The organism is Agrobacterium sp. LR_9 (assembly GCF_041954855.1).
Lineage (GTDB): Bacteria > Pseudomonadota > Alphaproteobacteria > Rhizobiales > Rhizobiaceae > Agrobacterium > Agrobacterium leguminum.
This window is the reverse complement of sequence record NZ_JAVAYA010000006.1, coordinates 51049-75930: the sequence shown is the minus strand read 5'-3', so window position 1 is coordinate 75930 and position 24882 is coordinate 51049. Positions and strand designations below refer to the sequence as shown.

Sequence of the window (24882 nt, the reverse complement as noted above, 5' to 3'; positions counted from 1 at the left end):
CGCTTAATCCGCGTGCGAAGACTCGAACAGGCGGTCGCGCGATCCGGTCAGGTGCTGGAGCATCAACTGGCGCGCCGCCTCTGCGTCCCCATCGGCAATCGCCTTTGCGATTGCCTCATGCTCGGCGAAAACACGCGTCAGGCCGGATGCCTCCCGCTTCACCGACATGCCGTGGAACTTCATTCCCATTGCAATATGGTCCTTGAGCGCTTCCATCGCGGTGGAGAAATAGCTGTTTCGCGCCGCCCGCGCGATGGCGAGGTGGAACTGATAATCGGCATCCTCACGGTGGGACTGGCGATTGGTCGCATCCCGCATCAGTTCGAGCGCCTTCCGGATCGCCGCAAGTCTCTCGCCATCGTGCCGCAAGGCTGCCGCGGCCGCCGCAGCCGGCTCCAGCGTCAGCCTGAATTCGTAACAGTTGAGAAGATCAGCAACGTTTTCAAGCTGCCCGAAGCCAAGCGGCTCGCGCAGGCCAAAAGCCCTGACATAGCTGCCGGAGCCCCTGCGGGAATAAATGAACCCCTGCTCGCGCAGCCGCCGTAACGCCTCGCGCACGACAGGTCGCGACACTTCGAATTCCATGGCGAGTTCATGCTCTGTCGGCAGCCGCTCATCCGGCTTGTAGGCCCCGGATTTGATCGCCCGGTGCATTCTCTCGAAAATAATGTCCGGAAGTGCCTTGCGCGCCGTTTCTTTCATCAGCCCCATCTGGTCAGCTCTCTCCAGCGTCATTGTCGCCAAGCATCATTTTCGCTATCCGTTTCAACGTGTCAGCTTGCCCAAAACCGCCGGATTTCGCAATGATGCATTGATCTCCGGACCAGCCGACCCCGAGACCCGGCAGGCATTCGCCGGCAAGACGCAGGCGCGAAACGCCCATGGCCCGCAGCACGGCCTCTGCCGTGGCTCCGCCCGATAACAGCAGCCTGGCGGCGCTCGCGGTAAGATGCGGCACGACGCCCTCCGCCAACCGGTCTGAAACCGCAAGTGGCGACAGATTTTCCATACCCTGCGTCGCTTGAACCAGCGTCAGAGCGGCACCGTCATCGGTGTGGCGGGGCATGACGCCATTCGGCGCCTCTATGATCGAGACAGGTCCAACGCTTTTGAGAACGTCGATCTGCTCCACCGTGATCGGATCGCGGGACCCGATGACAAAAAGCCCCCTGCCGGGTGGAATGATCGCCGCTTCAGGAACAGCCTGCGCCGTCATCGCTTCAGCCAGCGCCTCGGCAAGCCCACGCGCGCCAACCAGAAGATCGGCCCCTTCTGCCTGCGCAGCGGCGAGAGCTTCCCTGATATCGCCCTGTGATCGCGTGTCGGGTATCGTGCAGCGGCCGGCATGTCCGCCCAGCCTTTCATGAACCGGAATGGCAGCTTCGACGCCAAAGCCGGAAACGGCTCCGCCAGTAACGACACGTCCGAAATCCGGAATGGCGGGCGCGACAAGCGCGTGCCGATAGGAAATCGCATCCATTTCCGCCGCAATATGCCCTTTCAGGCGGGAATCGATCTTCTTGAAAAGGACAGCATCGGCGGGAGCCAGCCCCAACAGTTCCTGCGTGCGACGCCGGGCTTCATCCGCTTCGCCATCGCGGCAGCCGAGATTGACGCTAAGGACGGCGGGCGCATCCGCCAGCGCCGCACGCACACCGTCAAGCCCGATCGCAACCTCGGTCGCCAGCCCGCGCCCGGCAAAGGGAGCGGCGGCGTCGAGCGCTCCGGTCAGATCATCGGCAAAAATCAGCAGCACGGGTGAGGCCTTCATAAAAGTTGTAATGTTTTACGTCGATAAATTTATTTATAATCAATAGATAAATAGATGTGAATAACAAAAATTATGGCGCATCTTTTCGGATTGGCCAATTCGGCCGCAAAGAGGCTCAAAGAACGAAATAGGAAATCGGAAACGGCAAATAGAACGCCAAACGCGGGCCGCAGCCATATATGGCGAGACGGCCGAGAGATTGCGAACGAACAACGTCGCTAGATGAACCGGAAGGGCAGGCCCGAGATGAGCGCCTTGACGAAGCGCTTTTTCTGAAAGCGTCCATTCAGCGATACACGCGGTAACTGCGTCGGCTTTTCAAGGCTGTGGGGACCGATAACGCCCGCCTGCGTGGTCACTGCCGCGGAAAATCCTGCATCTTGAACCGCTTTCGCTTCCCGTTCTCCCACGGCCTTTACCCAGCCATAGGGATAGGAAAAGGACCGTGGCCGATGGTCGGCATAGGCTTCCACCCGGCGCGTCGATTCCGCGATCTCATAAGCCAGACGCGCCGCATCGACCTTACGCATATTCACATGCGTCATGGTATGCGCGCCGAAATGCACCAGAGGGTCCTTCGCCAGCGCCCTGAGCTCATCTTCATCCATGACAAGTTCGTCCACGATCGCGATGGGATCGACGCCATGCTGCCTCGCGACATGATCGATCCTTTCCACCGCCTCGTCTTCGGAAAAGTTCTGGACAAAATCTTCAAGCCGCATGAATGCCTCCGCTTTCTGCGAAGGGCTGGCGCATGCCACATGCTCCGGCCCCGCCCCGAAATCGAATTCGAACGACGCGGCTTTCTGCGTCAGGGCAGCGGCGGTTTCCCACCAGAGGCTGCGTGTTCGCTCCACAAAACCCGGCGTGATGAAAATCGTGTAGGGAACGGCATATTTACGGAAGATCGGCGCGGCATAGTCGGCATTGTTTCGATAGCCGTCATCAAGCGTGAAGGCGCAGAACGACCGGCCCTCGTGATTATCGGCAAGCAGAGCCGGCAGATCGTGCAGATGCACGGGAACGAGACCGCATTCGAGTGCGGCCTGTATCGCCTCTTCCAGAAATTGCGGCGTGACGGACAATTGCACATTGGGTGCGAAAGCCGAAACAGCGCCTCCGGGGCGCACATGATGAAGCGTGAAGATCACACCACGGCCGGCAAAAGACGGAAATGCCGAACGGACGGCCGGGAGAGAACTCACCTCCAGCCCCGCCCTTATGGCTCCATATTTCACAAGGCGTTTTATCGGCTGAAAGAAAATTCTCCCCGATTGTCCTGATGTCAGGCTGGGAAGAAGGCGTTTTCTCACGACTCTCGAGACCGTCAACGGCAGATCGATCAGGCCCGGCAAGGGATCGTTCGGCGCAAAGGCGGCCCAGCTGCGGATATTGCGAAGAGAAGCGAAATAGTCGCCGATTTTCGCCTGCCCCCTTCGGGCCAATGTGAAGGCGGCAACGGAATCGCGGACAAGATAGGACCAGGAAACGCCCTGCCGCGCATTGCCGGGCTGGCCGACCGGCTCGCCATTGGCGACCCGCCATAGCAGGGCGCCAAGGTCGATGCCCGCTGCAGAGCAAAGGCCAAACCATGACCATGGGCGTGGATTGACATCGAGAAGCTTCAGTTTTCCGTCCCGGCCGTCGAGCTTGAATTCCGCCTCGACCAGCCCGCTATGACCGGCCGATTTCAGTATTTTTCGGGCCGCATCCACCGCCTGCCCGTTGTCGACGACCTCGACGCTGGTGCTGGTATAGCCGAAATCGACAGGATATTGCCGAGCGCGCCGGGCAGTGAATTCCGCTACCGGCTCTCCGTTCAGCCAGAGCGCGGCGTAGGAGAACTGGCTTTCTCCCCCACCCGGAATGAGTTCCTGTACGACGACATTGCCAGCGCCGATCTCTCCACTCGCATCGGCAAAAGCCGTTTTCAGAGCATGTCGGTCATCGGCGCGAATGACTTTCGCTCTGGCGATGGTGGTATCGCCACCGCCCATATTCGGCTTGAGAATGACGGGAAACAATATGTCCAGCGTATCGATGTCAGCGGCCGATGCCAGCGCATAGGTTCGCGGAATACTGACGCCAAGTTCTGCGGCGCGCTGGTAAAGCAGCGGCTTTTCGCAGAGCCATTGCAGCGCAGTCCAATCCGGCAGGATGATTTTGTAGAGCGAGGACAGTTCCTCACGATGCTGCGCAACAAGCTGGACCTCTCCATCGCCGGACGGCACCAGCAGACAGCCCTTCAAACCATGCTTGTCGGCCATTTGACGCAGGAACGGCAGTGCCCCGGCATCATGCGGGCCGGCCCAGCGGATTGTTTTCCGCACGAAACGCGACCAACCCGGCAAAGGAGAATCGTGGGTGAGGTAATAAACGGGCACATTCAGGGCGCCGAGGCTTCGGGCAAGGGCGAGCGTACCGTGAGCGCCGCCGACAATAACAACACCTGGAATGGTCAAAGCCTGATCCCCGTCCTATTCCATATCTTGATCGCAAAAATTGATAAATAAATTGGATATTTCTAAAGTATTGAGCGGACCGACATCGAATTGCGAAAAATCCGAAACGCCGATGCTTTTAATCTTTTGCAGGCGCTTCGGAATTGCTTTGAAAAGAAAATGAGGATGCCGCCTCACGCCTCCTTGCGGACGGGACGCGGATCGCCGTTGTCGTCCACCGCGACCATGATGAAAACGGCCTCCGTCACCTTCTCGCGTGAATCCTGATAGTGCCTGCGGGTCCAGGCCTCGATCTTCAACGTGACGGAGGTGCGGCCGATCTTTTCGATTTTGGTATAGACACACAATGTGTCGCCGATCTTGACCGGCTTCTTGAAGACGATCTCATTGACTGCGACGGTGACAGTGCGGCCGCCGGCCACATCATTGGCGCGGACGAAAGCGGCAAGGTCCATCTGCGACATGACCCAGCCGCCAAAAATATCGCCGGCGGGGTTGGCATCGGCGGGCATCGCAAGCGTTCTGAGCGTGAGTTCCATATCGGCGGGCGGTTGCTGGTCCATATCTCAAAGTCCTTTCACAAGCCTCCCGCTGCCGGACTTAAACAACCGCGCCCCATCCGCCAATAGCCGATTTGTCGCGGCAGCCCTTCCAAAACAGCAAGGAATCACAGAGCCATCGTAATCTTCGGTTAACCATGATGAGGCACGATTCCAAAAAACGCGAGGGCATCCGAATGGCCTACGACTGGAGTGGAAACAACACAATACAGCAGCGCTACGACCGTATCGTCCTGGCGGTCGCCAGCGTCGTCGCCATCAGCCTGGCGACCGGCACCCTTGCCCTGCGTTCTCAGGTAGAGCCGGACACCACCATAAGCCTTGCCAAACAGCAGCGGCTCGATTCGGACAAATGGCATTTGCGGCTCTAGTCCGCTCGGACCAGCCCGATATCCAATGCCCTATTGCGGAGCACTCCCGGGCCTGGAGATATTTTCCTTCTGCGCGGTGTGGTCGAGATGCGCCACAGCCGGGGCGAGCACCGACAGGAATGTTTCCGACCGGCCGATATAGACGATCGCCGCACCCTCGATCCCGTTCAGAACTTCCGCCAGCGTATCCTGCGTCTGTTTTTCCAGCCCTTCGAGCAAATCGTCGATAACGACGAATTTCGGCTTCAGCAGCAGGGCATTGGCAACCCGAATGCTGGCCTGCTCATCCGAATCCAGTTTTTTATCCCAGCGAATGTTTTCCTCGAGACGCGATGCCATCTCGCCAAGCCCGCAGGCTGTGAGCGCCGAGACATAATCCGCATCGGCGAAACGCTGGGGCGCGCGCGGATAGGCGAGAATTTCACGCAGCGATCCCGCCGGCAGATAGCCGTGCTGGGCGATGAAAAGCGTGTCGGACTGCTCGGGCATCTCAATCCTGCCCTGCCCCCAGGGCCACAGGCCCGCCATGGCCGCAAACAGCAGCCTTCGGTTCACGCCCTGCTCGCCATTGATCATCAGCCGTTCGCCCGGCCCGATCTCGACTTCGCTCTCGCGCAGCTGGAAGCCGCGATCCAGATCCTGCCCACCCGCATCGCGGCAGATCACCACCGACTGGAGACGGATTTTTTCATTCTCCGCGCTGCGTTGCAGATCGATCGCCAGGCCGTGCTGTTCGACGCTGTCCATCTGGATAAGGGCGTTACGGAACACCGAAACGCGCTGCAACGTCGCCTTCCAGCTGGCGATCGGCCCGAAATTGTCAATGTACCAGCGCAGTGCCGTGTTGACCTGGTTGAACGCACCGACAGCCATCATCAGCCCGCCGAAGGTGAGGTTGCCGGAGAAATAAACCGGAGCCGCGATCAGGATCGGCGCCACCACCGCCAGCCAGCCATATCCTGCCGAAACCCATGTCAGATGCGTTAGCGCCATAGCGAGCCCGCGAATGACGCCGAGCACCGCATCAATATCGATGCCTATCCGCCGCCTTTCGTTCTTTTCGCCACGTGCAAGGGCAATGGCGGCAAGATTTTCGCTGGCCCGCATCAGTGAGAAGCGAAGCTCCGCCTCTTTGGAATAACGCTCGGCATTCAGCCCGACAAGCCGATAACCGACGAGATTGCTGAGGAGGGAAGCCGAACCGGCGTAAAGGATCGCCGCCCAGACCATATAGCCGGGGATCGCATAGGTATCGCCGTTGATGGTGATGGCGAAGCCGGCCGAGAGAGACCAGAGGACGCCGATAAAGCTGACGAGCAGGATCGTCGCATTGACGAGACCGATGGAAAGCGCCGTGCTGCTTTCAGCCAGATTGCGGACATCGTCATGCAGGCGCTGGTCGGGGTTGATCGCAATCGTGCCGAAACCGGCAAGACGCGCGGCCCGTCCCGGTTTCAGCCATTGATCCACCATATCCTTGGCAAGGCCCTCGCGCATGTTCAGCGCCGTCATCTGGTTCAGCCAGGTCTGGATGACGTTGAGGAGAAGCAACAGCCCCGCGATGATGGCGAAGACCTCCAGCTGGTGAATGAAGGCGGCAAGATCGCGCCGCTCCAGCGCGTTGTAAAACGGCGCGTTCCATTCATTGAGCCTGATCTGCCCATAGGCGGTGAGCAATATCACCGTGAGCAGCGCTATCGACAGCAAGATCAGCCGGGTGCGCACCGGCGAGGTCCAGAAGGCACGCCCCATCATGCGCAGCTGCGCCGGGAAATCGAGATCGAAACCCGAAAGATTAGCCGCGCTTTTGCGCTGATCGTCGGTCACCGTTGTTGCCATTCATTCCATTCCGAAACGTCAGTCGGCAAAGAAAGCGGGTCGCGATTCTGCGCCTTTCATTGCCAAGCAATAACACGCCGTTCGACCTTGTCCACAATCCCGGCGAAATCTCAGCGGCGATGATTGAAAAGCCCGGACAATTCTTACCGCGGGCAAATATCGCGACCTCGACCAACAATGCGGCTGCCCCCGGAAATGATCCTTGCTTTCTTTTCCTGCATTGCACAAAATCCGAATAATTTCAGAGGGGCGGACAAACCGCATAAGCCGGAAAACCGGGCAAGGCAGATTAATGGCGATCAAAGCGAGCATCTATCATCTGACGCATTATAAATACGACAATCCGGTTCGCCTTGGACCACAGATCATAAGATTAAAGCCCGCCTCGCACTCCAGAACCCGTGTTATCAGCCATTCGCTCAAGGTTTCGCCCTCCAATCACTTCGTGAACCTTCAGCAGGATCCCTACGGCAATTACCTCGCCCGCTTCGTTTTTCCCGAGCCCGCGACGGAATTTAAGATCGAGGTCGATCTTGTCGCCGATATGACGGTTTACAATCCGTTCGATTTCTTTGTGGAGGAAGAGGCGACAAAGTGGCCCTTCGACTATCCGCAGGAATTGCGCGACGATCTCTCCATCTACATGAAGCCGGAGCCGACAGGCCCGCTGCTTGCCGCCTTTATGGCCACCGTCGACCGCACGCCGGGGCAGCAGACGGTGGATATGGTCGTTGGCCTCAATGCCCGCCTGCAACAGGAGATCGGTTACGTCATCCGCATGGAACCGGGCGTCCAGACGCCGGAGGAGACGCTTGCTTCCGGCAAGGGGTCCTGCCGCGATACCAGCTGGCTGCTCGTGCAGGTTCTGCGGCATCTTGGCCTCGCCGCCCGTTTCGTGTCGGGATATCTCATTCAGCTCACCCCCGATCTCAAAGCGCTGGATGGCCCATCCGGCACCGAAGTGGATTTTACCGATCTGCATGCCTGGGCCGAAGTCTATATGCCCGGCGCGGGCTGGATCGGCCTTGACCCCACCTCGGGACTTCTGACGGGCGAGAGCCATATTCCGCTGGCGGCAACGCCGCATTACCGCAATGCGGCGCCGATTTCAGGCGGTTATTACGGCCATGCCAACACGGAATTCGCCTTCGACATGCAGGTCCGGCGGGTTGCCGAAACGCCGCGCATCACCAAACCCTTTTCGGATGAAAGCTGGGAGGAACTCAACGCGCTCGGTCAGGAGGTCGATGACGTTCTGAACAGCCATGATGTCCGGCTGACCATGGGCGGAGAACCGACCTTCGTTTCCATCGACGATTTCGAATCCGACGAATGGAACACCGGCGCGGTCGGGCCGACAAAGCGTGAAAAGGCCGATGCCCTGATCCGCCGCCTGCGTGAGCGTTTCGCACCGGGCGGCTTTCTACATTACGGGCAGGGGAAATGGTATCCGGGCGAAAGCCTGCCGCGCTGGACCTTCTCGCTCTATTGGCGCAAGGACGGCCTGCCGATCTGGCAGAACCCGGCGCTGATCGCCGAGGATGGCGCAAATACGGGCGTCAAGGCGGAAGATGCGCAAAAACTGCTGGGCGGCATAGCCTCCCATCTCGGCATCGAGCCTGAGCTGGTGCTGCCGGCCTATGAGGATCCGGCCGAATGGATCATCAAGGAAGGCAGCCTTCCCGACAATGTCGACCCGTCCAATTCCAAGCTGAAAGACCCGGAGGAGCGAAACCGCATGGCCCGCGTCTTCGAACGGGGACTGACGACACCGACCGGTTATATTCTTCCCGTTCAGGCGTGGAATGCGCGCGCCGCCGGCAAACGCTGGATCAGCGAAAAATGGAAGACGCGGCGCGGTAAAATATTCCTCGTTCCGGGTGACAGCCCGGTGGGTTATCGCCTGCCGCTTGGTACCCTGCCCTATGTGCCGCCATCCGCCTATCCCTATATTCATGAAGCCGATCCTTCGATCCCCCGCGGTCCGCTTCCAGATGTGCTGACGCCATCGGGCCGCGCCATGCCCGAAGCCTCCTTCCATGCCAGCGAGGCCGCAGGGCAGGAGCGCATCGAACAGACGCTCGGCGAAATCGGCGGCGCGGTGCGCACCGCCATGTCGGTGGAACCGCGTGACGGAAGGCTTTGCGTCTTCATGCCGCCGGTCGAGCGCATCGAGGACTATCTCGAACTGATTGCAGCAGCGGAAGCGGCAGCCGCCGATCTTGGCTTGCCCGTCCATATCGAGGGTTATGCGCCGCCGCATGACGAGCGCGTCAATGTCATCCGGGTCGCACCCGATCCCGGCGTCATCGAGGTCAACATCCATCCCGCCGCGGGCTGGAAGGATTGCGTCGACATCACCACGGCTGTTTATGAGGAAGCGCGTCAGTCGCGTCTCGGCGCCGACAAGTTCATGATCGACGGCCGCCACACCGGCACCGGCGGCGGCAACCATGTGGTCGTGGGCGGCGCCAACCCCAATGACAGCCCCTTCCTGCGCCGGCCCGATCTTCTCAAAAGCCTCGTTCTGCACTGGCAGCGGCACCCCTCGCTCTCCTATCTCTTCTCAGGCCTCTTCATCGGCCCGACGAGCCAGGCGCCGCGTATCGACGAAGCCCGCCACGACAGTCTCTACGAGCTGGAGATCGCGCTTGCGCAGGTGCCTGCCCCCGGAGAAGGCGTGCCGCCCCTGCCATGGCTGGTCGACCGGCTGTTCCGCAATCTTCTGACGGATGTGACGGGCAATACCCATCGCGCCGAAATCTGCATCGACAAGCTGTTTTCCCCTGACGGGCCGACCGGCCGCCTTGGCCTTGTGGAATTCCGCGGTTTCGAAATGCCGCCCAACGCGCGCATGTCGCTCGCCCAGCAATTGCTGGTGCGCGCCCTCATCGCCCGTTTCTGGAAAAACCCGGCCGCCGGCAAATTCGTGCGCTGGGGCACGGCGCTCGCCGACCGCTTCATGCTGCCGCATTATATCTGGGCGGATTTCCTCGACGTGCTTGCCGACCTCAGGGAAAACGGTTTCGACCTCAAGCCGGAATGGTTCACCGCCCAGCAGGAATTCCGTTTCCCCTTCTTCGGGGAAGTGGAATATGAGGGCGCGAAGCTGGAATTGCGCCAGGCCCTGGAGCCCTGGCATGTGATGGGCGAACAGGGCGCCATCGGCGGAACCGTGCGTTATGTCGACAGCTCCGTCGAGCGCCTGCAGGTGCGGCTGGAAACCTCCAACCCCGCCCGTTACGCGGTTGCCTGCAACGGCCGCGCCGTGCCGCTGACCCCGACCGAAAACCGCAGTGTCGCGGTCGCCGGCGTTCGCTTCAAGGCATGGCAGCCCGCTTCCGGCCTGCATCCCGTTCTGCCCGTCAATTCACCCTTGACCTTTGACATTTATGATACATGGTCGAGGCGATCGATCGGCGGATGCATCTACCATGTTGCTCATCCGGGCGGGCGCAATTACGAGACCTTTCCCGTCAACGGCAATGAGGCCGAGGCACGCCGCCTCGCCCGTTTCGAACCATGGGGACATACGGCAGGGCAATATCCGCTACAGGCGGAAACCATGTCGCCAGAATTTCCGCTGACGCTCGATCTGCGTCGGCCTTACGGAGTGTAAATTGTCCAAAGCCCCGGCAACGGAACGCAAGACGGAAACGAGCGCGCAACCGCGCGGGCTTGAATATTCCCCCTTGCCGGGCGTTGCCGACGAAATGCTCGATACCAACGGCAAGGTCAGGCCGGTCTGGAAGACCCTGCTCGACGCCCTGTCGCGCATGTCGGAACGGGAATTGCACGAACGCTTTGCCCGCACTGACCGCTATCTGCGCGATGCCGGCGTGTTCTACCGCGATTACGGCAAGGGCAGCAGTGAAAGAAACTGGCCAATCTCCCATATTCCGGTCCTGATCGACGACAGGGAGTGGGCGGTTCTTTCCGAGGGGCTGAAACAGCGCGCCAATCTTCTGGAAGCCATGGTCGCCGATTTTTACGGCGAAAACCGGCTGGTCAAGGAAGGTTTCGTACCCCCGGCCCTGATCGCCTCCAATCCGGAATATCTGCGGCCCATGGTCGGCGTGAAACCAGCAAGCGGCCATTATCTGCATTTCTGTTCCTTCGAGATCGGGCGCGGACCTGACGGCAACTGGTGGGTGCTGGCCGACCGGACGCAGGCGCCTTCCGGTGCGGGTTTCGCACTCGAAAACCGGGTGGCCACCACCCGTGCACTTTCCGATATCTATGCCGAAACCCATGTGCACCGTCTGGCCTCGTTCTTCGGCGCTTTCCGCGACACGCTGCAGGCGCAAAGAAAGCACCCCGACGACCGGATCGCCGTGTTGACGCCCGGCCCCGCCAACGAAACCTATTTCGAACACGCCTATATCGCACGTTATCTCGGCTTCATGCTGCTGGAAGGCGAAGACCTCACTGTCGTCAACGGCCGCGTCATGGTCAGAACCGTAGCGGGGCTGAAACCGGTTGGCGTTCTCTGGCGGCGTCTCGACGCCTCCTATTCCGATCCGCTGGAACTGAACCAGCAATCCCATATCGGCACGCCGGGCATGGTGCAGGCGCTGCGCAATGAGGCGCTCACCGTCGTCAATGCGCTCGGCAGCGGCATTCTCGAGACGCGGGCGCTGCTCGCCTTCATGCCGCGCATCTGCCGCCACATTCTGGGCGAGGAGCTGAAACTGCCATCGATTGCCACCTGGTGGTGCGGGCAGGAATCGGAACGCCGCCATGTCGCCGGCAATATCGAAGGCATGGTCATCGGCCCGGCTTATTCCCGGCTTCCCTTCTTCGACGATAACGGTCAATCCGTGCTCGGCTCGTCGCTGCGCGAAACGGCGAAGGAATCGATCAGCGACTGGCTTGCCTCCGACGGCCACAGGCTGGTGGGACAGGAAGTGGTGACGCTTTCGACAACCCCGGCCTATATCGACAACAAGCTCGTGCCGCGCCCGATGAGCCTTCGCGTTTTTGCCGCGCGCACCCAGGATGGCTGGCAGATCATGCCCGGCGGCTTTGCCCGTATCGGCAGCAGCAACGATGTCTCCGCCATCGCCATGCAATCGGGCGGAAGCGCTGCGGATGTATGGATCGTCAGCGACAAGCCGGTGGAACGCACCACGCTACTGCCGGCGGAAGAAAGCTTTACCCGCAATATGCCGGGCAGCCTGCCGAGCCGCGCAGCCGACAATCTCTTCTGGCTCGGCCGTTATATCGAGCGTTCGGAAGGCGCCCTGCGCATCCTGCGCGCCTGGCACGGGCGTTATGCCGAATCCGCTGATCCGCGCCAGCCTCTGCTCGCGCATGTGACACGCTATCTCGAAGCGCTCGATGTGGAGATGAACGATGCCGTGCCGGAAAGCCTGCTGAACAACATCAACAGCGCGCTTTATTCCGCCAGCAATATCCGCGACCGCTTTTCGCCTGACGGGTGGCTGGCGCTGAACGACCTTGCCAAGACCGCCCGCCGTTTCCACGCGAAAGTGGCCCCCGGCGACGACGCTACCCATGCCATGACGATCCTGCTGCGCAAGCTTGCGGGCTTTGCCGGTCTCGTGCACGAAAACATGTATCGCTTCACCGGCTGGCGTTTCCTGTCGATCGGCCGCTACCTGGAGCGCGGCCTGCATATGACGCGTCTTCTCGGCCATATGACCGGCCCGGACGCACCTGACGGCTCCTATGACATGCTGCTCGAAATAGGCGACAGTGTCATGACCCATCGCCGCCGCTACAACGTCAATACGGCCGGCCTGACCGTGACCGATCTTCTGGCGCTCGACCCGCTCAATCCCCGCTCGATCCTGTTCCAGCTGAACGAGATCCGCACCGAGGTGGAGCAACTGCCGAATGCCTTCGTCAACGGCCAGATGTCGCCCTTCTACCGCGAGGCGATGCGTCTGCATTCCGGACTTGCGGTGATGACGCCGGAAAACATGAACGGCGCGATCTATCGCCAGCTCGAAACCGACATGGAACATCTCTCCGATGTTCTGGCCCGGACCTATCTCGGATAATCCTATGCTTTACGATCTTTCCCTGCATATGGGTTACACCTACGACACGCTGGCCCACGGCGCGCGCCACATCATCCGTGTCCTGCCGCTCTCCATCCCCGGCCGGCAGCGGCTTGTCGCCGGCTCCATCGATGTTTCGCCGGTGCCGGAAGAACGTGCCACCTTCGAGGACTTCTTTCATCAATCGGCCACGTCAGTGCATCTGCGCGCGCCGCATGAAAAGCTGGATATCCGTATGCAGGCCCGCGTGATGGTGGAGGCGCCGGCGCTGACGGCGGATTTTTCGCCCGAGCTTTCCCGCCTGCCGCAGGACCTGGCCGATGTCTGGTCGCTCGATTTCCAGTCGCCGCACCACTTCATCGGCGCAAGCCCAAGGATCGGAATGGATGCGGCAATATCCGCCTATGCCCGGGAATTGTTGAAACCGGGAATGACCATTCGCGAAATCGCGCGCTCTCTGTGCAAACGCATCCATAAGGACTTTACCTATGATGGTGAGGCGACGACCGTCGATACGACGCCATCGGAAGCCTTCAAGCTGAAGCGCGGCGTGTGCCAGGATTTTTCGCACATCATGATCATGGCGCTGCGCAGCCTCGGCATTCCCGCCGGTTATGTCAGCGGTTTCCTGCGCACCATTCCGCCACCGGGCAAGGAACGGCTTGAAGGCGCCGATGCAATGCATGCCTGGGTTCGGGTCTGGTGCGGAGAAGCCGCCGGTTATCTGGAACTCGATCCCACCAACGACATCGTCGCCGGAAGCGACCATATCGTCGTCGGTTACGGCCGGGACTATTCCGATGTCGCCCCTGTGATCGGTGTCTTGAAGAGCTATGGCAACCAGCAGATAAAACAGGCCGTCGATGTCATCCCCGTCCAATAATGACACGATGTGTATTATTGCGGCCATCGCGCCAACAATTCTTGAAAATACTTCGAAAACTGCTCCAATTTGATCGCTGCGTAAAATTGAACCGATCACGTTAGCGGATTTTACATCGTTTGCGGCTTCTCTGTGCTCAGTCGAATATTCTAATCCGTGAGCCCGTCATGACCGCCTCTGCACATCAAAAACCGAAGCGCCGTTTTCTTGCCGATACCAGCGGGAATTTCGGCATGATGACGGCCATTCTGCTGCCGGTGTTGCTGGGTTTTGCCGGCGCCGGCATGGAGTTGGCCAATGTGATGCAGGTGAAAGCGGATATGCAGAATACCGCGGATTCTGCAGCCCTTGCAGCAGCGACCGAGGCCCGTTTGAAAATGGGCGACCTGACGGACGAGCAGATCAAGGAAATCGCCAAGAACTTCATCGCGGCCCAGATGGAAAAGAACCTGACCGAGGAAGAGAAAAAGGAACTGGAGCAGAATTCTCCGACCAATATCACGAAGACGGAAAATGCCCGCGGCAAGACCTATACTGTTGAAACTACGATCAACCACCGCATACAGCTCAATCCGCTGCTCGGGTTCATTGGCGCAAAAACACTCGATCTTTCGGTAACGGGCACCGCAAAGAGCACCGTCAACAAGGGCGCACCGATCTCCATGTATCTGGCGCTTGATCGTTCCGGTTCGATGTCATTCAAGACGGATACCATCAATACCGCGAAAAAATCGTGCCCGGTTTATACGGCTGACAATTGGGGTACCAGCGAAGCGAAGGCCACATCCAGTCCCTGCTATGTCAACAAGGCCACGTCGCTCAAAACCGCCGTCGGGTTCCTCGTCGCAACATTGAACAAGGCTGATCCGACCTACACGGCCAACGGCGGTTCAGAACTCGTCCGCACCGGTGCCTCGGTCTATACGCACGAGACATATGCTGCTCAGCCCATCAGCTGGGGTACGGGCAGTGTCGCCAGCTATGTCAACAAACAGATCCCGGAATTTCCCTCCGGCGGCACGGATGCCCGCAGCAGCCTGAACGCCGCCTATAACGCCCTTAAAAAATCCAACACTGACGAAGCGAAAGCACACAAGGACAAAGGCAGTGAATCGTTCGAGCGCTACATTGTTCTCATGACCGACGGTGAAATGACGGGCAACAGCGCCTCGTGGAATTCCAGCATCGACCAGTCCGTGCGCACCACCTGCGAGACCGCCAAGAAAGACGGGATCAAGATTTTCAGCGTCGCCTTCATGGCGCCGGACAAGGGCAAGTCGCTGTTGCAATATTGCGCATCCAGCCTCGACAATTATTACGCGCCGGAAAACATGGAGCAGATCGTCACAGCCTTTGGCGAAATCGCCCGCAAGGCTGCCGGCAGCATAGCCACGCTCACCAACTAACTCTGTTTCCGGAGGGCTGCTCCGGAGCGTCTTGTCGGCTGCATGGCTGACAAGACGTGTGCGGCAGGTGACAGCGGCGGCGGCCCGTGGCATAGGAGGGCCGCTCCCATTCACAGGCCCTGTCATGATCCGCATCGAAAACATCAGCAAGTCGAACAGTCACCGCATTCTCTATATCGAGGCCTCCGCCGCGCTCAATCGCGGTGAGAAGATCGGCCTTGTCGGTCCGAATGGCGCCGGCAAGACCACGCTGTTCCGGATGATCACCGGCGAAGAGCAGCCCGACGAGGGCCAGGTCGTCGTCGAAAAGGGCATGACGGTCGGTTATTTCGATCAGGATGTCGGTGAAATGTCCGGCCGCTCGGCCGTCGCGGAAGTCATGGAAGGGGCAGGCCCGGTCAGCGAAGTGGCGGCGGAGCTTCGGGAACTGGAAGCCGCCATGTCCGATCCCGACCGGATGGACGAGATGGACACCATCATCGAACGTTACGGCGAAGTGCAGGCGCGTTATGAGGAACTGGACGGCTACGCGCTGGAAGGCCGTGCGCGCGAAGTGCTGGACGGGTTGAGCTTCAGCCAGGAGATGATGGACGGCGATGTTTCCAAGCTTTCCGGCGGCTGGAAGATGCGCGTGGCGCTTGCGCGTATCCTGTTGATGCGCCCGGACGTGATGCTCCTCGACGAACCGTCGAACCATCTCGATCTCGAAAGCCTGATCTGGCTCGAGGATTTCCTGAAAAACTACGACGGCGCTTTGCTGATGACGTCGCATGACCGCGAATTCATGAACCGCATCGTCACCAAGATCATCGAAATCGATGCCGGCAATCTCACCACCTATTCCGGCGATTACGGCTTTTACGAACAGCAGCGCGCGCAGAACGAAAAGCAGCAGCAGGCGCAGTTCGAACGCCAGCAGGCCATGCTTGCCAAGGAAATCAAGTTCATCGAACGCTTCAAGGCCCGCGCTTCGCACGCCTCGCAGGTGCAGAGCCGCGTGAAGAAACTCGAGAAGATCGACCGCGTCGAGCCGCCAAAACGGCGTCAGACGGTGGCTTTCGAATTTGCCCCCGCTCCTCGCTCAGGCGAGGATGTCGTGGCGCTAAAGAAGGTGAACAAGGCCTATGGCAGCCGCACGATCTATGGCGAGCTCGATTTCATGGTGCGGCGCAAGGAACGCTGGTGCATCATGGGCGTCAACGGCGCTGGAAAATCGACGCTGCTGAAGCTGGTGACCGGCACGACGGAACCGGATTCCGGCAATGTCACGCTCGGCGCCAGCGTCAAGCTCGGCTATTTCGCCCAGCACGCCATGGATGTTCTGGATGGCGACAGCACCATTCTCGAATGGCTGGAGGAGCGTTTTCCGAAGGCGGGGCAGGCGCCGTTGCGCGCCCTTGCCGGCTGTTTCGGCTTTTCCGGCGACGACGTGGAAAAACGCTGCCGTGTTCTTTCCGGCGGTGAAAAGGCCCGTCTCGTCATGGCCGCCATGCTGTTCGATCCGCCGAACTTCCTCGTGCTGGACGAGCCGACCAACCATCTCGATCTCGACACCAAGGAAATGCTGATCAAGGCCCTGTCGGATTATGAGGGCACGATGCTGTTCGTTTCGCACGACCGCCATTTCCTCGCCGCGCTTTCCAACCGGGTGCTGGAACTGACGCCCGATGGTATCCACCAATATGGCGGCGGCTATACCGAATATGTCGAAAGCACGGGACAGGAAGCACCGGGCCTTCGCAGCTAAGCCACCTGCCGGACGCGTCGCACTGTAACGGCAGCTTTCGTTTGGAGACTGGAGAAACAGATGCGGATCGTGGTCTACAGCGCCAAACCCTATGACAGGCAGTTCCTTGACGCTGCCGCTCACGCTGGCATGCGGATGCAATATTGCGAAGCACGCCTGTCTCTCGAGACAGTGGCGCTGGCGGAGGGAGCGGCGGCCATCTGCGCCTTTGTAAATGACGACCTGTCGCGGCCAGTGCTTGAAAAGCTTGCGGAAATGGGTGTTCGGCTCATCGCCCTGCGCTGCGCCGGTTTCAATCAGGTCGATCTAGCCACGGCCGAAAAGCTCGGCCTGACCGTTGCGCGCGTGCCGGCCTATTCGCCCTATGCGGTCGCCGAACACACCATGGCGCTCATCCTGTCGCTCAACCGCAAGATCCATCGCGCCTATAACCGTGTCCGCGAAGGAAACTTCGCCCTAGATGGCCTGCTTGGCTTCGACCTTCACGGCAAGACGGTCGGCATTATCGGCACGGGCAAGATCGGGGCGATTTTCGCGCGCATTGCGGCCGGCTTCGGCTGCCGTCTCGTTGGCTATGACGTCCGCCCAAATCCGGATTGCGAGGCATTGGGCATGGTCTACGTCACGCGCGAGGAACTGTTTCGAACATCGGACATTCTGGCGCTGATGTGCCCGCTTACACCGGAGACCCGTCACCTCATTCGCCGGGAGACGCTGCCGCTTTTGAAAAAGGGCGTGATGCTCGTCAATACCAGCCGCGGCGCCATCATCGACACGCAGGCGGCGATTGCGGGTCTGAAAGACGGCACAATCGGCAGTCTCGGCATCGATGTCTATGAAGAAGAGGCCGATCTCTTTTTCGAGGATCTTTCCAACGACGTGCTGCGCGACGATGTTTTCGCGCGGCTGCTGACCTTCCCCAATGTTCTGGTCACCGGCCATCAGGGCTTCTTCACGCAGGAGGCCCTCAGGAACATCGCGGACACCACGATCGGCAATATCGAAAGCTTTTTCAGGACCGGCAGGGCGCTACATGCCGTTTCCACGGAGCAGTTTGCCGGCCCGGCCTAGTGACTCCGGTCAGAAGCCGGAGATTTTTAATACCATTCTGCGCGTCCTCTGCACGAAGGCGGGTAAAATTGGTATGATCATTGAGTTTTACTGAAATTCTTCATACATATTTGACAGGCTTCACGCCTGCCTCGATTTTAATGCATGGTGACCGACGTGCCTGAACAGCAAAAACAGCGCAGCAAATCCTCCGGTTCTCTGGTCAGCAGAGTTAGCCTCAGCCTGAGAAACGCGATTGCCTCCGGGCAATATGGACCCGGCGACCGCCTGCCCAGCGAAATCGAGATGACGGAAACCCATGGCGTCAGCCGCACCGTGGTGCGCGAGGCGGTGACGGCGCTACGCTGCGACGGGCTGGTGGAGGTGCGTCAGGGGGCGGGCATTTTCGTGCTGAAGCGTGAAAAAGACGCGTCACCCACACCCGGTATCGACCGCGCCCGGCTCTCTTCCGATCTGGAGGTGCTGGAAATCAGGACGCCGCTCGAAATCGAAGCGGCAGGGCTCGCCGCCCTCCGCCGTTCGCCTTCGCAGGAGGAAGCGATTTTCGACTGTCACGCCCGGCTTCTGCAGTGTATCGAGGAGAACCGCTCCATTCGCGAGGCGGATCTGGCGCTGCATCTTGCCATTGCGGCGGCCACCAACAATACGCTTTTCACACAGTTCCTTGAGCTGCACGGTCAGGCCGTGATTCCACAATCGCGCGTGGTTTCCGAAACCGGCGAGAACGACCAGACAGCTTACCGGCGATTGATCCACAAGGAACATGAAGCCATCGTCATCGCCATATCGGACCGGAACGAACAGGCCGCGAAGCTGGCGATGCAGGCGCATCTGCGCGGTAGCCAGCACCGCTACCGCGACATGATGCGCGACATGCGCGGCATCGCGCACAGCTAAAGGGTTTTCAGTAAAACCGGGTCGTCGCTTTGCGCTCAGTAAGCCGCGATCAGGCGCTACGGTGCTTGCCGCAGGTCCGCTCCCCAGACCTCGATTTGCGTCAGCGCGGGAAAGGGCGAAGGGTCGTCGGCTTTTTTAAGATCATGCAGACGGATCCATTCCACCTGGCGCGGCGCGACCGGGAAACTCTGGGCAGCCCCGGTTTTTTGCAGGGAAAAGCTCACGCTTTCGCCGTCGGAAAAAGTGACGCTCGCTTTTTCCCACCAGGCATCATGGGGAAAATCCGCCCGCAGGTAAAAAGTCAGCTGGTCGATGAGGACTGCGCGGCCGAATACGAGGGTCAGCGAAGCTTCGGGATCGCGGTTGATGCCCCAGCTTGTGTAGGGCCAGAAGCCGTGGCCCGCGCTCGCCTTTTCACCATCGATGACGTTGCGGGCTGCGAAGGCCGCCTCCCCGCGCGTTTCCGTGCTCGCATAAACGTGCGGAAACAGCGAGGTGTTTTCATGATCGTCAAACGGGTTGAGGGCCAGATTCCTGCGAACCCCGATTTCACCGGCGAGTGTGCGGCGCGCGGCGATCCGGTGAAGGTTACCGCTGAAAGCCTGCGGCGGATAGGATTTGCGTTTTGCCGCAGAAGGAACGGGCAGGATGAATTGGTTTCCGTGCAGGAAAACCAGCGTCGGCGGCATGCCAGCATCGAGCGCAAGCCAGATATGACCGGGCTGTGAAACCTCGACGACAAGCCTGTCACCCTCGCAATATTCTGCGCGATAGACGAGCAAAGCTTCGTCCTCCGCTCCGGCCTCCGCCAGAACATCACCCGCCGCATTGACGACCTTGAGTGTAAGTTTCATCGGCACTTCCTTAACTGATCGTCAGGCACAGACGCTGGGCTGCGATGGGGATGAGAATGCGATAGATCACGGGTGGCCAGGACAGGCGAAGGCGGGCATCGTTGATTGTTATGGCTTCGATGGCGGGTTCTCCTGCCCCTTCGCAGGCTATCTCTCCCGGCCCCGCAAAGATCAGGCCGCCCGGCGTGACGACGGGCTTCTCGGCGACCATCAGCGACAGAACCGCCTCCTGCCCGCCCTGATAGTCGTCCAGGACTTCCACATGGCTGCCACGCAGCAGTCGGACGCGGCGGCGATAGTGCTCAACACGCGCCACGGCGGGATAGGCCCCGGCTATATCGAAAGAGACTTCCGCCTGATCTTCAGAGAATTCGGTCACAAGATCTCTCGCCGCAAACTCTGCCCCGGCTGCCTGCATCACGCCGCCGAAAGTCGGCAGATTGTGGAAGGCCGATTGCATCGTCCAGATGTCGTAGCGTTGTGGCGAGAAGGTTTTTGCGGTGTAGGTTTCCACCCCTACATCGATGATGAACGGCCGGCCGTTCTTATAAAGCGTGAAACTGCCGACATCGTTGTGGTTGTGGCTCTCGCCATTATTGCCCGCCTTCACGGCAAGATCGAAGACCCCGTCGCGGGCAATCGCAAGACCGATACCGGGATAGGCGATATCGGTCTTTGCCGGTTCCGCTGGAATAAGCGCGGAAAATTCCGGGACGGCAAGCACCGCCTGGACCCGATACCAGAGGTTCCACTCCTTGCACATCAGCCGGTCCGGTGAGCGGTTCCAGCAGGCGGCAGCGAAAGCCTGAAGCCGTGGCGAAGAAACGGCCTTGCCGAAAAGATATTCCCGCACGCCGGATGTCTCGACCTTCGCCGGCGCATCGGCGAAGTTGAAGAACCGGTCTTCCGCCACGTGCATGTTGAGAATGAATTCGGCCATGCTGCGCAGCTTCGGCGCATGAAAGAGCGGCGCCATGGAGCCGGGCGCGGAGGCCTCGAGAATGCTCATCGCCCCGAACAGGCAAAGTGCCGCATGGCCATAATAAAGAACGCCCTCTTCGCAGGCACCGTCTTCCGCATAATCCTTCTGAAACGCATCGAGACTCTTGAGCGCCTTTCCCACGACCGAACGCCTCGTCGACTGGTCTATGGGCAATAGCAGGGTCGAGAGAAGGACGTTCTGGGTAATCCAGGCCGTCCAGTTGTTCATCCGCTTGTCGCCCTTCCCCATCCACCAGAAATGCCGGGTGAGATAAGGCGTGGTAATGCGCCGGTCGATCTCGGCGCGGACGCGGGAAGCGAGGTTTGCATTTGCCCTTTCCAGTTCCGGTGCCAGCAGATGCAGGCACAAAGCGAGATTGGCGCCCGTTTCGGCAGCGAACAGGTCGATCACCGGGTTTTGCGGATCGGGCAGAGGATCTCGCGGGCCGCCGCGAATATGGGAATTATGGGCGGGCAATTGCCAGCCGCTCTCCTCGCATATCAGCCAAAGACCATCGATGATGGCATCGAGAAAGCGGCCCTGCCCCTCGGCGCATTCTCCAAGAACCAGCGCGTTCAGCTTCAGTCGTCGGGAAAAATAAAGCGCCTCGAAACGATCGCGATTGCCGGTGCGACTATATTCCCGGTAGTCGCCCGCCAGAATGACGGACCAGGGCTCGTCAAGGGTCTGCTCCGCCGCCTCGATGAGACTACGGGAAACCGCGCCCGGTGCTGAAGACCGTATTTTCTGCGCCGTCAGTTCCGCGCCGAAATCGGCGAACCGTTCGGGCAGAAGCCGCATCATTTCGACAAACACGCCCTCAAACCTCCCGCGCGTTCCGCAATCCGATATGGGCCTCCTATCATACGTATTTTTGAAAAACCAGAAAATTTGTCTGACTTTATGCAAAGTTGTTTGACCAATATAGATATTGTGTTATCCAGAGCGCGGGAGGCGGCAGGGCGAAGACCCGGACCGCAATGGAAAATGCAGGCAGCCGGCACCGATGAAGCAGTGAAACGGCGGCAATGGGAGATATGCTGTGGCAATCGCAACCGCGACCATGTCCGACAAGCAGGCGACTCCGTATCGCAGGAAAAAACTCCGCATCGTCTCTAAACGGCGGCGCAGAATAGAAAATGCGCTCGTCGCCTATTCCTTCATTGCGCCCAATTTTCTCGGCTTTGCGATTTTCACGCTCGGACCCATCCTCTTTGCCTTTGCACTGGCCTTCATGCATTGGGATGGCTCCAATGCCATGCGTTTTGCCGGTCTCGATAATTTCTGGCGGCTTTTCGAGGACAGGGCCTTCATCGCGGCCTTCTGGAACACGGTCATCTACACCGTCGCGTCGGTGCCGGCCACGCTCGCCTGCGCGCTCGGGCTTGCGATCCTGCTCAACCAGAAAATCCTCGGCCGCAATTTCTTCCGCACGGCCATGTTCTTTCCCTATGTCGCATCGCTGGTCGCCGTGGCCGTCGTCTGGAACATGATTTTCAATCCGGAGATGGGTCCGGTCAACATGCTGCTCTATACGCTCGGCCTCGATCCCGCCGACATGCCGGGATGGGCGGCGGACCGGCACTGGGCCATGGTCACGGTCATCCTCTTCGGCGTGTGGAAGAGCATGGGTTATTACATGGTCATCTATCTCGCCGGGCTGCAGGGCATCAATTCGGAGCTTTATGAAGCCGCGGGGCTGGATGGCGCCAATGCCTGGCAGAAATTCATCCACGTCACCCTGCCGCAGCTTGCGCCAACGACCTTTTTCGTCACCGTCATGCTGACGATCCAGTCCTTCAAGGTTTTCGATCAGGTCTATATGATCACGCAGGGCGGTCCCGGTACCTCAACGCTGGTTCTCGTCTATCACATCTACAATGAGGCCTTCATTTCCTGGGATCTCGGCTATTCCAGCATGATCGCCCTCGTCCTGTTCTTCCTCGTCCTGATGGTCACCATCGTCCAGTTCAAACGGCAGCGGGAGGATTGATCCATGCGCATCATGGGCCGCAAAATCCCCGCCGCCACGATTGGCATCTATCTGACGGTCATCGTCGTCACCATCGTCATGCTTCTGCCCTTCGCATGGATGCTGTCGGCATCGCTGAAACTCAGCCGCGATGTCTTCGCGTTCCCGATCGAATGGATCCCCTCGCAGCCGCGGTGGGAAAACTATGTGGAAATCTGGACGAAAATCCCGCTGGCGCTGTTCATCTACAACACGTCGAAGCTGACGATCATCGTCACATTGCTGCAATTGCTGACTTCAAGCTTCGCAGCCTACGCCTTCGCCAAGCTGCATTTTCCCTACAAGAACACGCTGTTTCTCGGCTATATCGCCACCATCGCCATGCCCTGGCAGGTTTATATGGTGCCGCAGTTTCTGTTGATGCGCGAATTCGGGCTCAACAACACCCATCTCGCCCTGATTTTCCTGCAGGCCTTTACCGCCTTCGGCGTTTTCCTGATGCGGCAGTTTTACATGTCGATCCCGAACGAACTCTGCGAGGCGGCGCGCATCGACGGCATGAACGAATACCAGATCTGGGCGAAGATCATGCTGCCGCTTTCCAAACCGGCGCTTTCCACCTTGACGATTTTCACCTTCGTCACGACCTGGAACGACTTCATGGGTCCGATGATCTATCTCACCAAGACCGAGCTGAAGACCATCCAGATCGGCCTGCGCATGTTCATTTCGCAATATTCGGCGGAATACGGATTGATCATGGCCGCCTCGGTCGTGGCGCTTGTCCCGGTTCTCGTCGTTTTCCTCGCATTGCAGCGCTTCTTCGTCGAAGGCGTCGCCTCCACCGGCCTCAAGGGTTGATTTCATGCTCGATTTGACCACGTCCCTCCCAACCCCGATCACCGCCGCCGAAATCGATGCGGCGCTGGCCGTGGCCGTCGCGCAGGTCAGGCGCAACCTGCCGCAATTTACCTATGCGGCGCAGAACCATTCGAGCGTGAAGAATTTTTACCCGGCAGTCGCCAACGATCAATGGACCGCCGGTTTTTGGCCGGGCCAGATATGGCTCGCCTTCGAACATACCGGCGACAGGACCTTTCAGCATGCGGCGCAGATTCAGGTGCAGAGTTTCCTGCACCGTATCGAAAACCGCATCGAGACCGATCATCACGATATGGGCTTTCTCTACTCGCCCTCCTGCATCGCCGCATGGAAACTGGTGGGCGATGAGGATGGAAGACGCGCGGCGCTGATGGCGGCAGACCAGTTGATGGAGCGGTTCCAGCCGGTCGGGCAATTCATCCAGGCCTGGGGCCGCAGGGACAATTCCAACGAATATCGCTACATCATCGACTGCCTTTTGAACCTGCCGCTGCTTTATTGGGCAAGCCGCGAAACCGGCCGGGAAGACTACCGCACCGTGGCGCTTGCCCATGCCCGCACCACGCTTGCCCACTCCGTCCGGCCGGACGATTCCACCTATCATACATTTTACATGGACCCGGAGACCGGCGCGCCGGTGCGCGGCGTCACAAAACAGGGTTACAGCGATGAGAGCTACTGGGCCCGCGGACAGACCTGGGGCATTGCCGGCATGGCCATTTCCTATCGATATGAGCGCCTGCCCGCCTATCGCGACACCTTCGAGCGGCTTCTCGCCTTCTATCTCAAACGCCTGCCCGACGATCTCGTACCCTATTGGGATCTGATTTTTGCGGATGGCGATGGCGAACCGCGCGATAGCTCGGCGGCCGCCATCGTCGCCTGTGGCCTCCTGGAAATGGCGGAGCTGGAGACGCCGGAAAAGGCGGCGGAATATCGCGATCTGGCAAGGCGCATGGTGAAAAGCCTCGCCGACATCTATTCGGTGCGCGATCCCGCGATCTCCAACGGGCAGCTTCTGCACGGCACCTATTCCAAGAAGACGCCCCATAATACCTGCCGGGGCGAAGGCGTCGACGAGTGCGTTTCCTGGGGCGATTATTATTATCTGGAAGCGCTGATCCGGCTTTCGCGCAACTGGTCTTCCTATTGGTGAGCG

At 59.6% G+C, this 24882-nt stretch carries 18 protein-coding genes; 11 read left to right on the top strand and 7 right to left on the bottom strand.

Translation table 11 applies throughout. The annotated features are described in order from the left end of the window. Window positions 1-3: 3 nt before the first annotated feature. The 4 genes from RAC79_RS09495 to RAC79_RS09480 all read right to left on the bottom strand — a co-directional run bounded on the left by RAC79_RS09495 (window position 4) and on the right by RAC79_RS09480 (window position 4796). Window positions 4-711, bottom strand: a complete 708-nt coding sequence (locus tag RAC79_RS09495) for a FadR/GntR family transcriptional regulator (RefSeq protein ID WP_035260774.1) — start codon at window positions 709-711, stop codon at window positions 4-6. A gap of 4 nt (window positions 712-715) precedes the next feature. Continuing rightward, window positions 716-1756, bottom strand: a complete 1041-nt coding sequence (locus tag RAC79_RS09490) for a four-carbon acid sugar kinase family protein (RefSeq protein ID WP_142846625.1) — start codon at window positions 1754-1756, stop codon at window positions 716-718. A 233-nt stretch (window positions 1757-1989) separates the two neighbouring features. Continuing rightward, a complete protein-coding gene (locus RAC79_RS09485; protein ID WP_142845532.1) occupies window positions 1990-4233 on the bottom strand; it encodes a polysaccharide deacetylase family protein in 2244 nt (747 codons plus the stop codon). A 173-nt stretch (window positions 4234-4406) separates the two neighbouring features. Beyond that, entirely contained in the window at window positions 4407-4796 is a 390-nt protein-coding gene (locus RAC79_RS09480; RefSeq protein ID WP_035260778.1) for an acyl-CoA thioesterase, read from the bottom strand. Window positions 4797-4969: 173 nt separating this feature from the next. Between RAC79_RS09480 and RAC79_RS09475 the strand changes: the two genes are divergently transcribed. Then, entirely contained in the window at window positions 4970-5164 is a 195-nt protein-coding gene (locus tag RAC79_RS09475; RefSeq protein WP_003519634.1) for a hypothetical protein, read from the top strand. A gap of 30 nt (window positions 5165-5194) precedes the next feature. Here the strand turns inward: RAC79_RS09475 and RAC79_RS09470 are convergent, their stop codons facing one another. Next, window positions 5195-7003: an ABC transporter ATP-binding protein/permease gene (locus RAC79_RS09470; RefSeq protein ID WP_174040096.1), complete on the bottom strand. Its 1809-nt coding sequence runs from the start codon at window positions 7001-7003 to the stop codon at window positions 5195-5197. 292 nt (window positions 7004-7295) lie between these two features. Here RAC79_RS09470 and RAC79_RS09465 point away from each other — a divergent pair, with 292 nt between their 5' ends. From RAC79_RS09465 to RAC79_RS09435, 7 genes are all read left to right on the top strand, one after another. Then, the gene (locus RAC79_RS09465) at window positions 7296-10622 is read left to right on the top strand and encodes a DUF2126 domain-containing protein (RefSeq protein WP_174040097.1); all 3327 of its coding nucleotides are present in this window, start codon (window positions 7296-7298) and stop codon (window positions 10620-10622) included. A 1-nt stretch (window position 10623) separates the two neighbouring features. Then, window positions 10624-13029 carry a circularly permuted type 2 ATP-grasp protein gene (locus tag RAC79_RS09460; protein ID WP_078052125.1) on the top strand — a complete coding sequence of 802 codons (2406 nt, stop codon included), beginning with the start codon at window positions 10624-10626 and terminating at the stop codon, window positions 13027-13029. 4 nt (window positions 13030-13033) lie between these two features. Continuing rightward, window positions 13034-13912, top strand: coding sequence for a transglutaminase family protein (locus RAC79_RS09455; protein WP_065656595.1), 879 nt, complete (start codon window positions 13034-13036; stop codon window positions 13910-13912). Between the two features lie 167 nt (window positions 13913-14079). After that, complete coding sequence (locus RAC79_RS09450) at window positions 14080-15318, top strand: TadE/TadG family type IV pilus assembly protein (RefSeq protein WP_174040098.1); 1239 nt, start codon at window positions 14080-14082, stop codon at window positions 15316-15318. Window positions 15319-15442: 124 nt separating this feature from the next. Then, window positions 15443-17065 carry an ABC-F family ATP-binding cassette domain-containing protein gene (locus RAC79_RS09445; protein WP_078052130.1) on the top strand — a complete coding sequence of 541 codons (1623 nt, stop codon included), beginning with the start codon at window positions 15443-15445 and terminating at the stop codon, window positions 17063-17065. Window positions 17066-17125: 60 nt separating this feature from the next. Further along, a complete protein-coding gene (locus tag RAC79_RS09440; protein WP_374996986.1) occupies window positions 17126-18136 on the top strand; it encodes a 2-hydroxyacid dehydrogenase in 1011 nt (336 codons plus the stop codon). A gap of 144 nt (window positions 18137-18280) precedes the next feature. Continuing rightward, window positions 18281-19033, top strand: coding sequence for a FadR/GntR family transcriptional regulator (locus tag RAC79_RS09435; protein WP_174040100.1), 753 nt, complete (start codon window positions 18281-18283; stop codon window positions 19031-19033). Between the two features lie 56 nt (window positions 19034-19089). Here the strand turns inward: RAC79_RS09435 and RAC79_RS09430 are convergent, their stop codons facing one another. Together RAC79_RS09430 and RAC79_RS09425 are read right to left on the bottom strand one after the other, a co-directional pair. Then, window positions 19090-19887 (bottom strand): carbohydrate-binding protein, encoded by a 798-nt coding sequence (locus RAC79_RS09430; protein ID WP_174040101.1) that lies wholly within the window; start codon window positions 19885-19887, stop codon window positions 19090-19092. Window positions 19888-19897: 10 nt separating this feature from the next. Beyond that, window positions 19898-21685, bottom strand: a complete 1788-nt coding sequence (locus RAC79_RS09425; RefSeq protein WP_174040102.1) for a heparinase II/III family protein — start codon at window positions 21683-21685, stop codon at window positions 19898-19900. Between the two features lie 247 nt (window positions 21686-21932). Here RAC79_RS09425 and RAC79_RS09420 point away from each other — a divergent pair, with 247 nt between their 5' ends. The 3 genes from RAC79_RS09420 to RAC79_RS09410 are packed head-to-tail and all read left to right on the top strand — an operon-like array spanning window position 21933 to window position 24879. Next, entirely contained in the window at window positions 21933-22862 is a 930-nt protein-coding gene (locus tag RAC79_RS09420; protein WP_236766955.1) for a carbohydrate ABC transporter permease, read from the top strand. A 3-nt stretch (window positions 22863-22865) separates the two neighbouring features. Beyond that, window positions 22866-23702, top strand: a complete 837-nt coding sequence (locus RAC79_RS09415) for a carbohydrate ABC transporter permease (RefSeq protein ID WP_003519646.1) — start codon at window positions 22866-22868, stop codon at window positions 23700-23702. Window positions 23703-23706: 4 nt separating this feature from the next. Next, on the top strand, window positions 23707-24879 hold the full coding sequence (locus RAC79_RS09410) for a glycoside hydrolase family 88 protein (RefSeq protein WP_142845541.1): 1173 nt from the start codon (window positions 23707-23709) through the stop codon (window positions 24877-24879). The last annotated feature ends 3 nt before the right edge of the window (window positions 24880-24882 follow it).

Coding starts and splice junctions, on each gene's coding strand:
- RAC79_RS09445 (WP_078052130.1), top strand. CDS start 15,443: ATGATCCGCATCGAAAACATCAGCAAGTCGAACAGTCACCGCATTCTC.
- RAC79_RS09435 (WP_174040100.1), top strand. CDS start 18,281: ATGGTGACCGACGTGCCTGAACAGCAAAAACAGCGCAGCAAATCCTCC.
- RAC79_RS09480 (WP_035260778.1), bottom strand. CDS start 4,796: ATGGACCAGCAACCGCCCGCCGATATGGAACTCACGCTCAGAACGCTT.
- RAC79_RS09440 (WP_374996986.1), top strand. CDS start 17,126: ATGCGGATCGTGGTCTACAGCGCCAAACCCTATGACAGGCAGTTCCTT.
- RAC79_RS09430 (WP_174040101.1), bottom strand. CDS start 19,887: ATGAAACTTACACTCAAGGTCGTCAATGCGGCGGGTGATGTTCTGGCG.
- RAC79_RS09475 (WP_003519634.1), top strand. CDS start 4,970: ATGGCCTACGACTGGAGTGGAAACAACACAATACAGCAGCGCTACGAC.
- RAC79_RS09465 (WP_174040097.1), top strand. CDS start 7,296: ATGGCGATCAAAGCGAGCATCTATCATCTGACGCATTATAAATACGAC.
- RAC79_RS09420 (WP_236766955.1), top strand. CDS start 21,933: ATGTCCGACAAGCAGGCGACTCCGTATCGCAGGAAAAAACTCCGCATC.
- RAC79_RS09495 (WP_035260774.1), bottom strand. CDS start 711: ATGGGGCTGATGAAAGAAACGGCGCGCAAGGCACTTCCGGACATTATT.
- RAC79_RS09450 (WP_174040098.1), top strand. CDS start 14,080: ATGACCGCCTCTGCACATCAAAAACCGAAGCGCCGTTTTCTTGCCGAT.
- RAC79_RS09410 (WP_142845541.1), top strand. CDS start 23,707: ATGCTCGATTTGACCACGTCCCTCCCAACCCCGATCACCGCCGCCGAA.
- RAC79_RS09470 (WP_174040096.1), bottom strand. CDS start 7,003: ATGGCAACAACGGTGACCGACGATCAGCGCAAAAGCGCGGCTAATCTT.
- RAC79_RS09415 (WP_003519646.1), top strand. CDS start 22,866: ATGCGCATCATGGGCCGCAAAATCCCCGCCGCCACGATTGGCATCTAT.
- RAC79_RS09455 (WP_065656595.1), top strand. CDS start 13,034: ATGCTTTACGATCTTTCCCTGCATATGGGTTACACCTACGACACGCTG.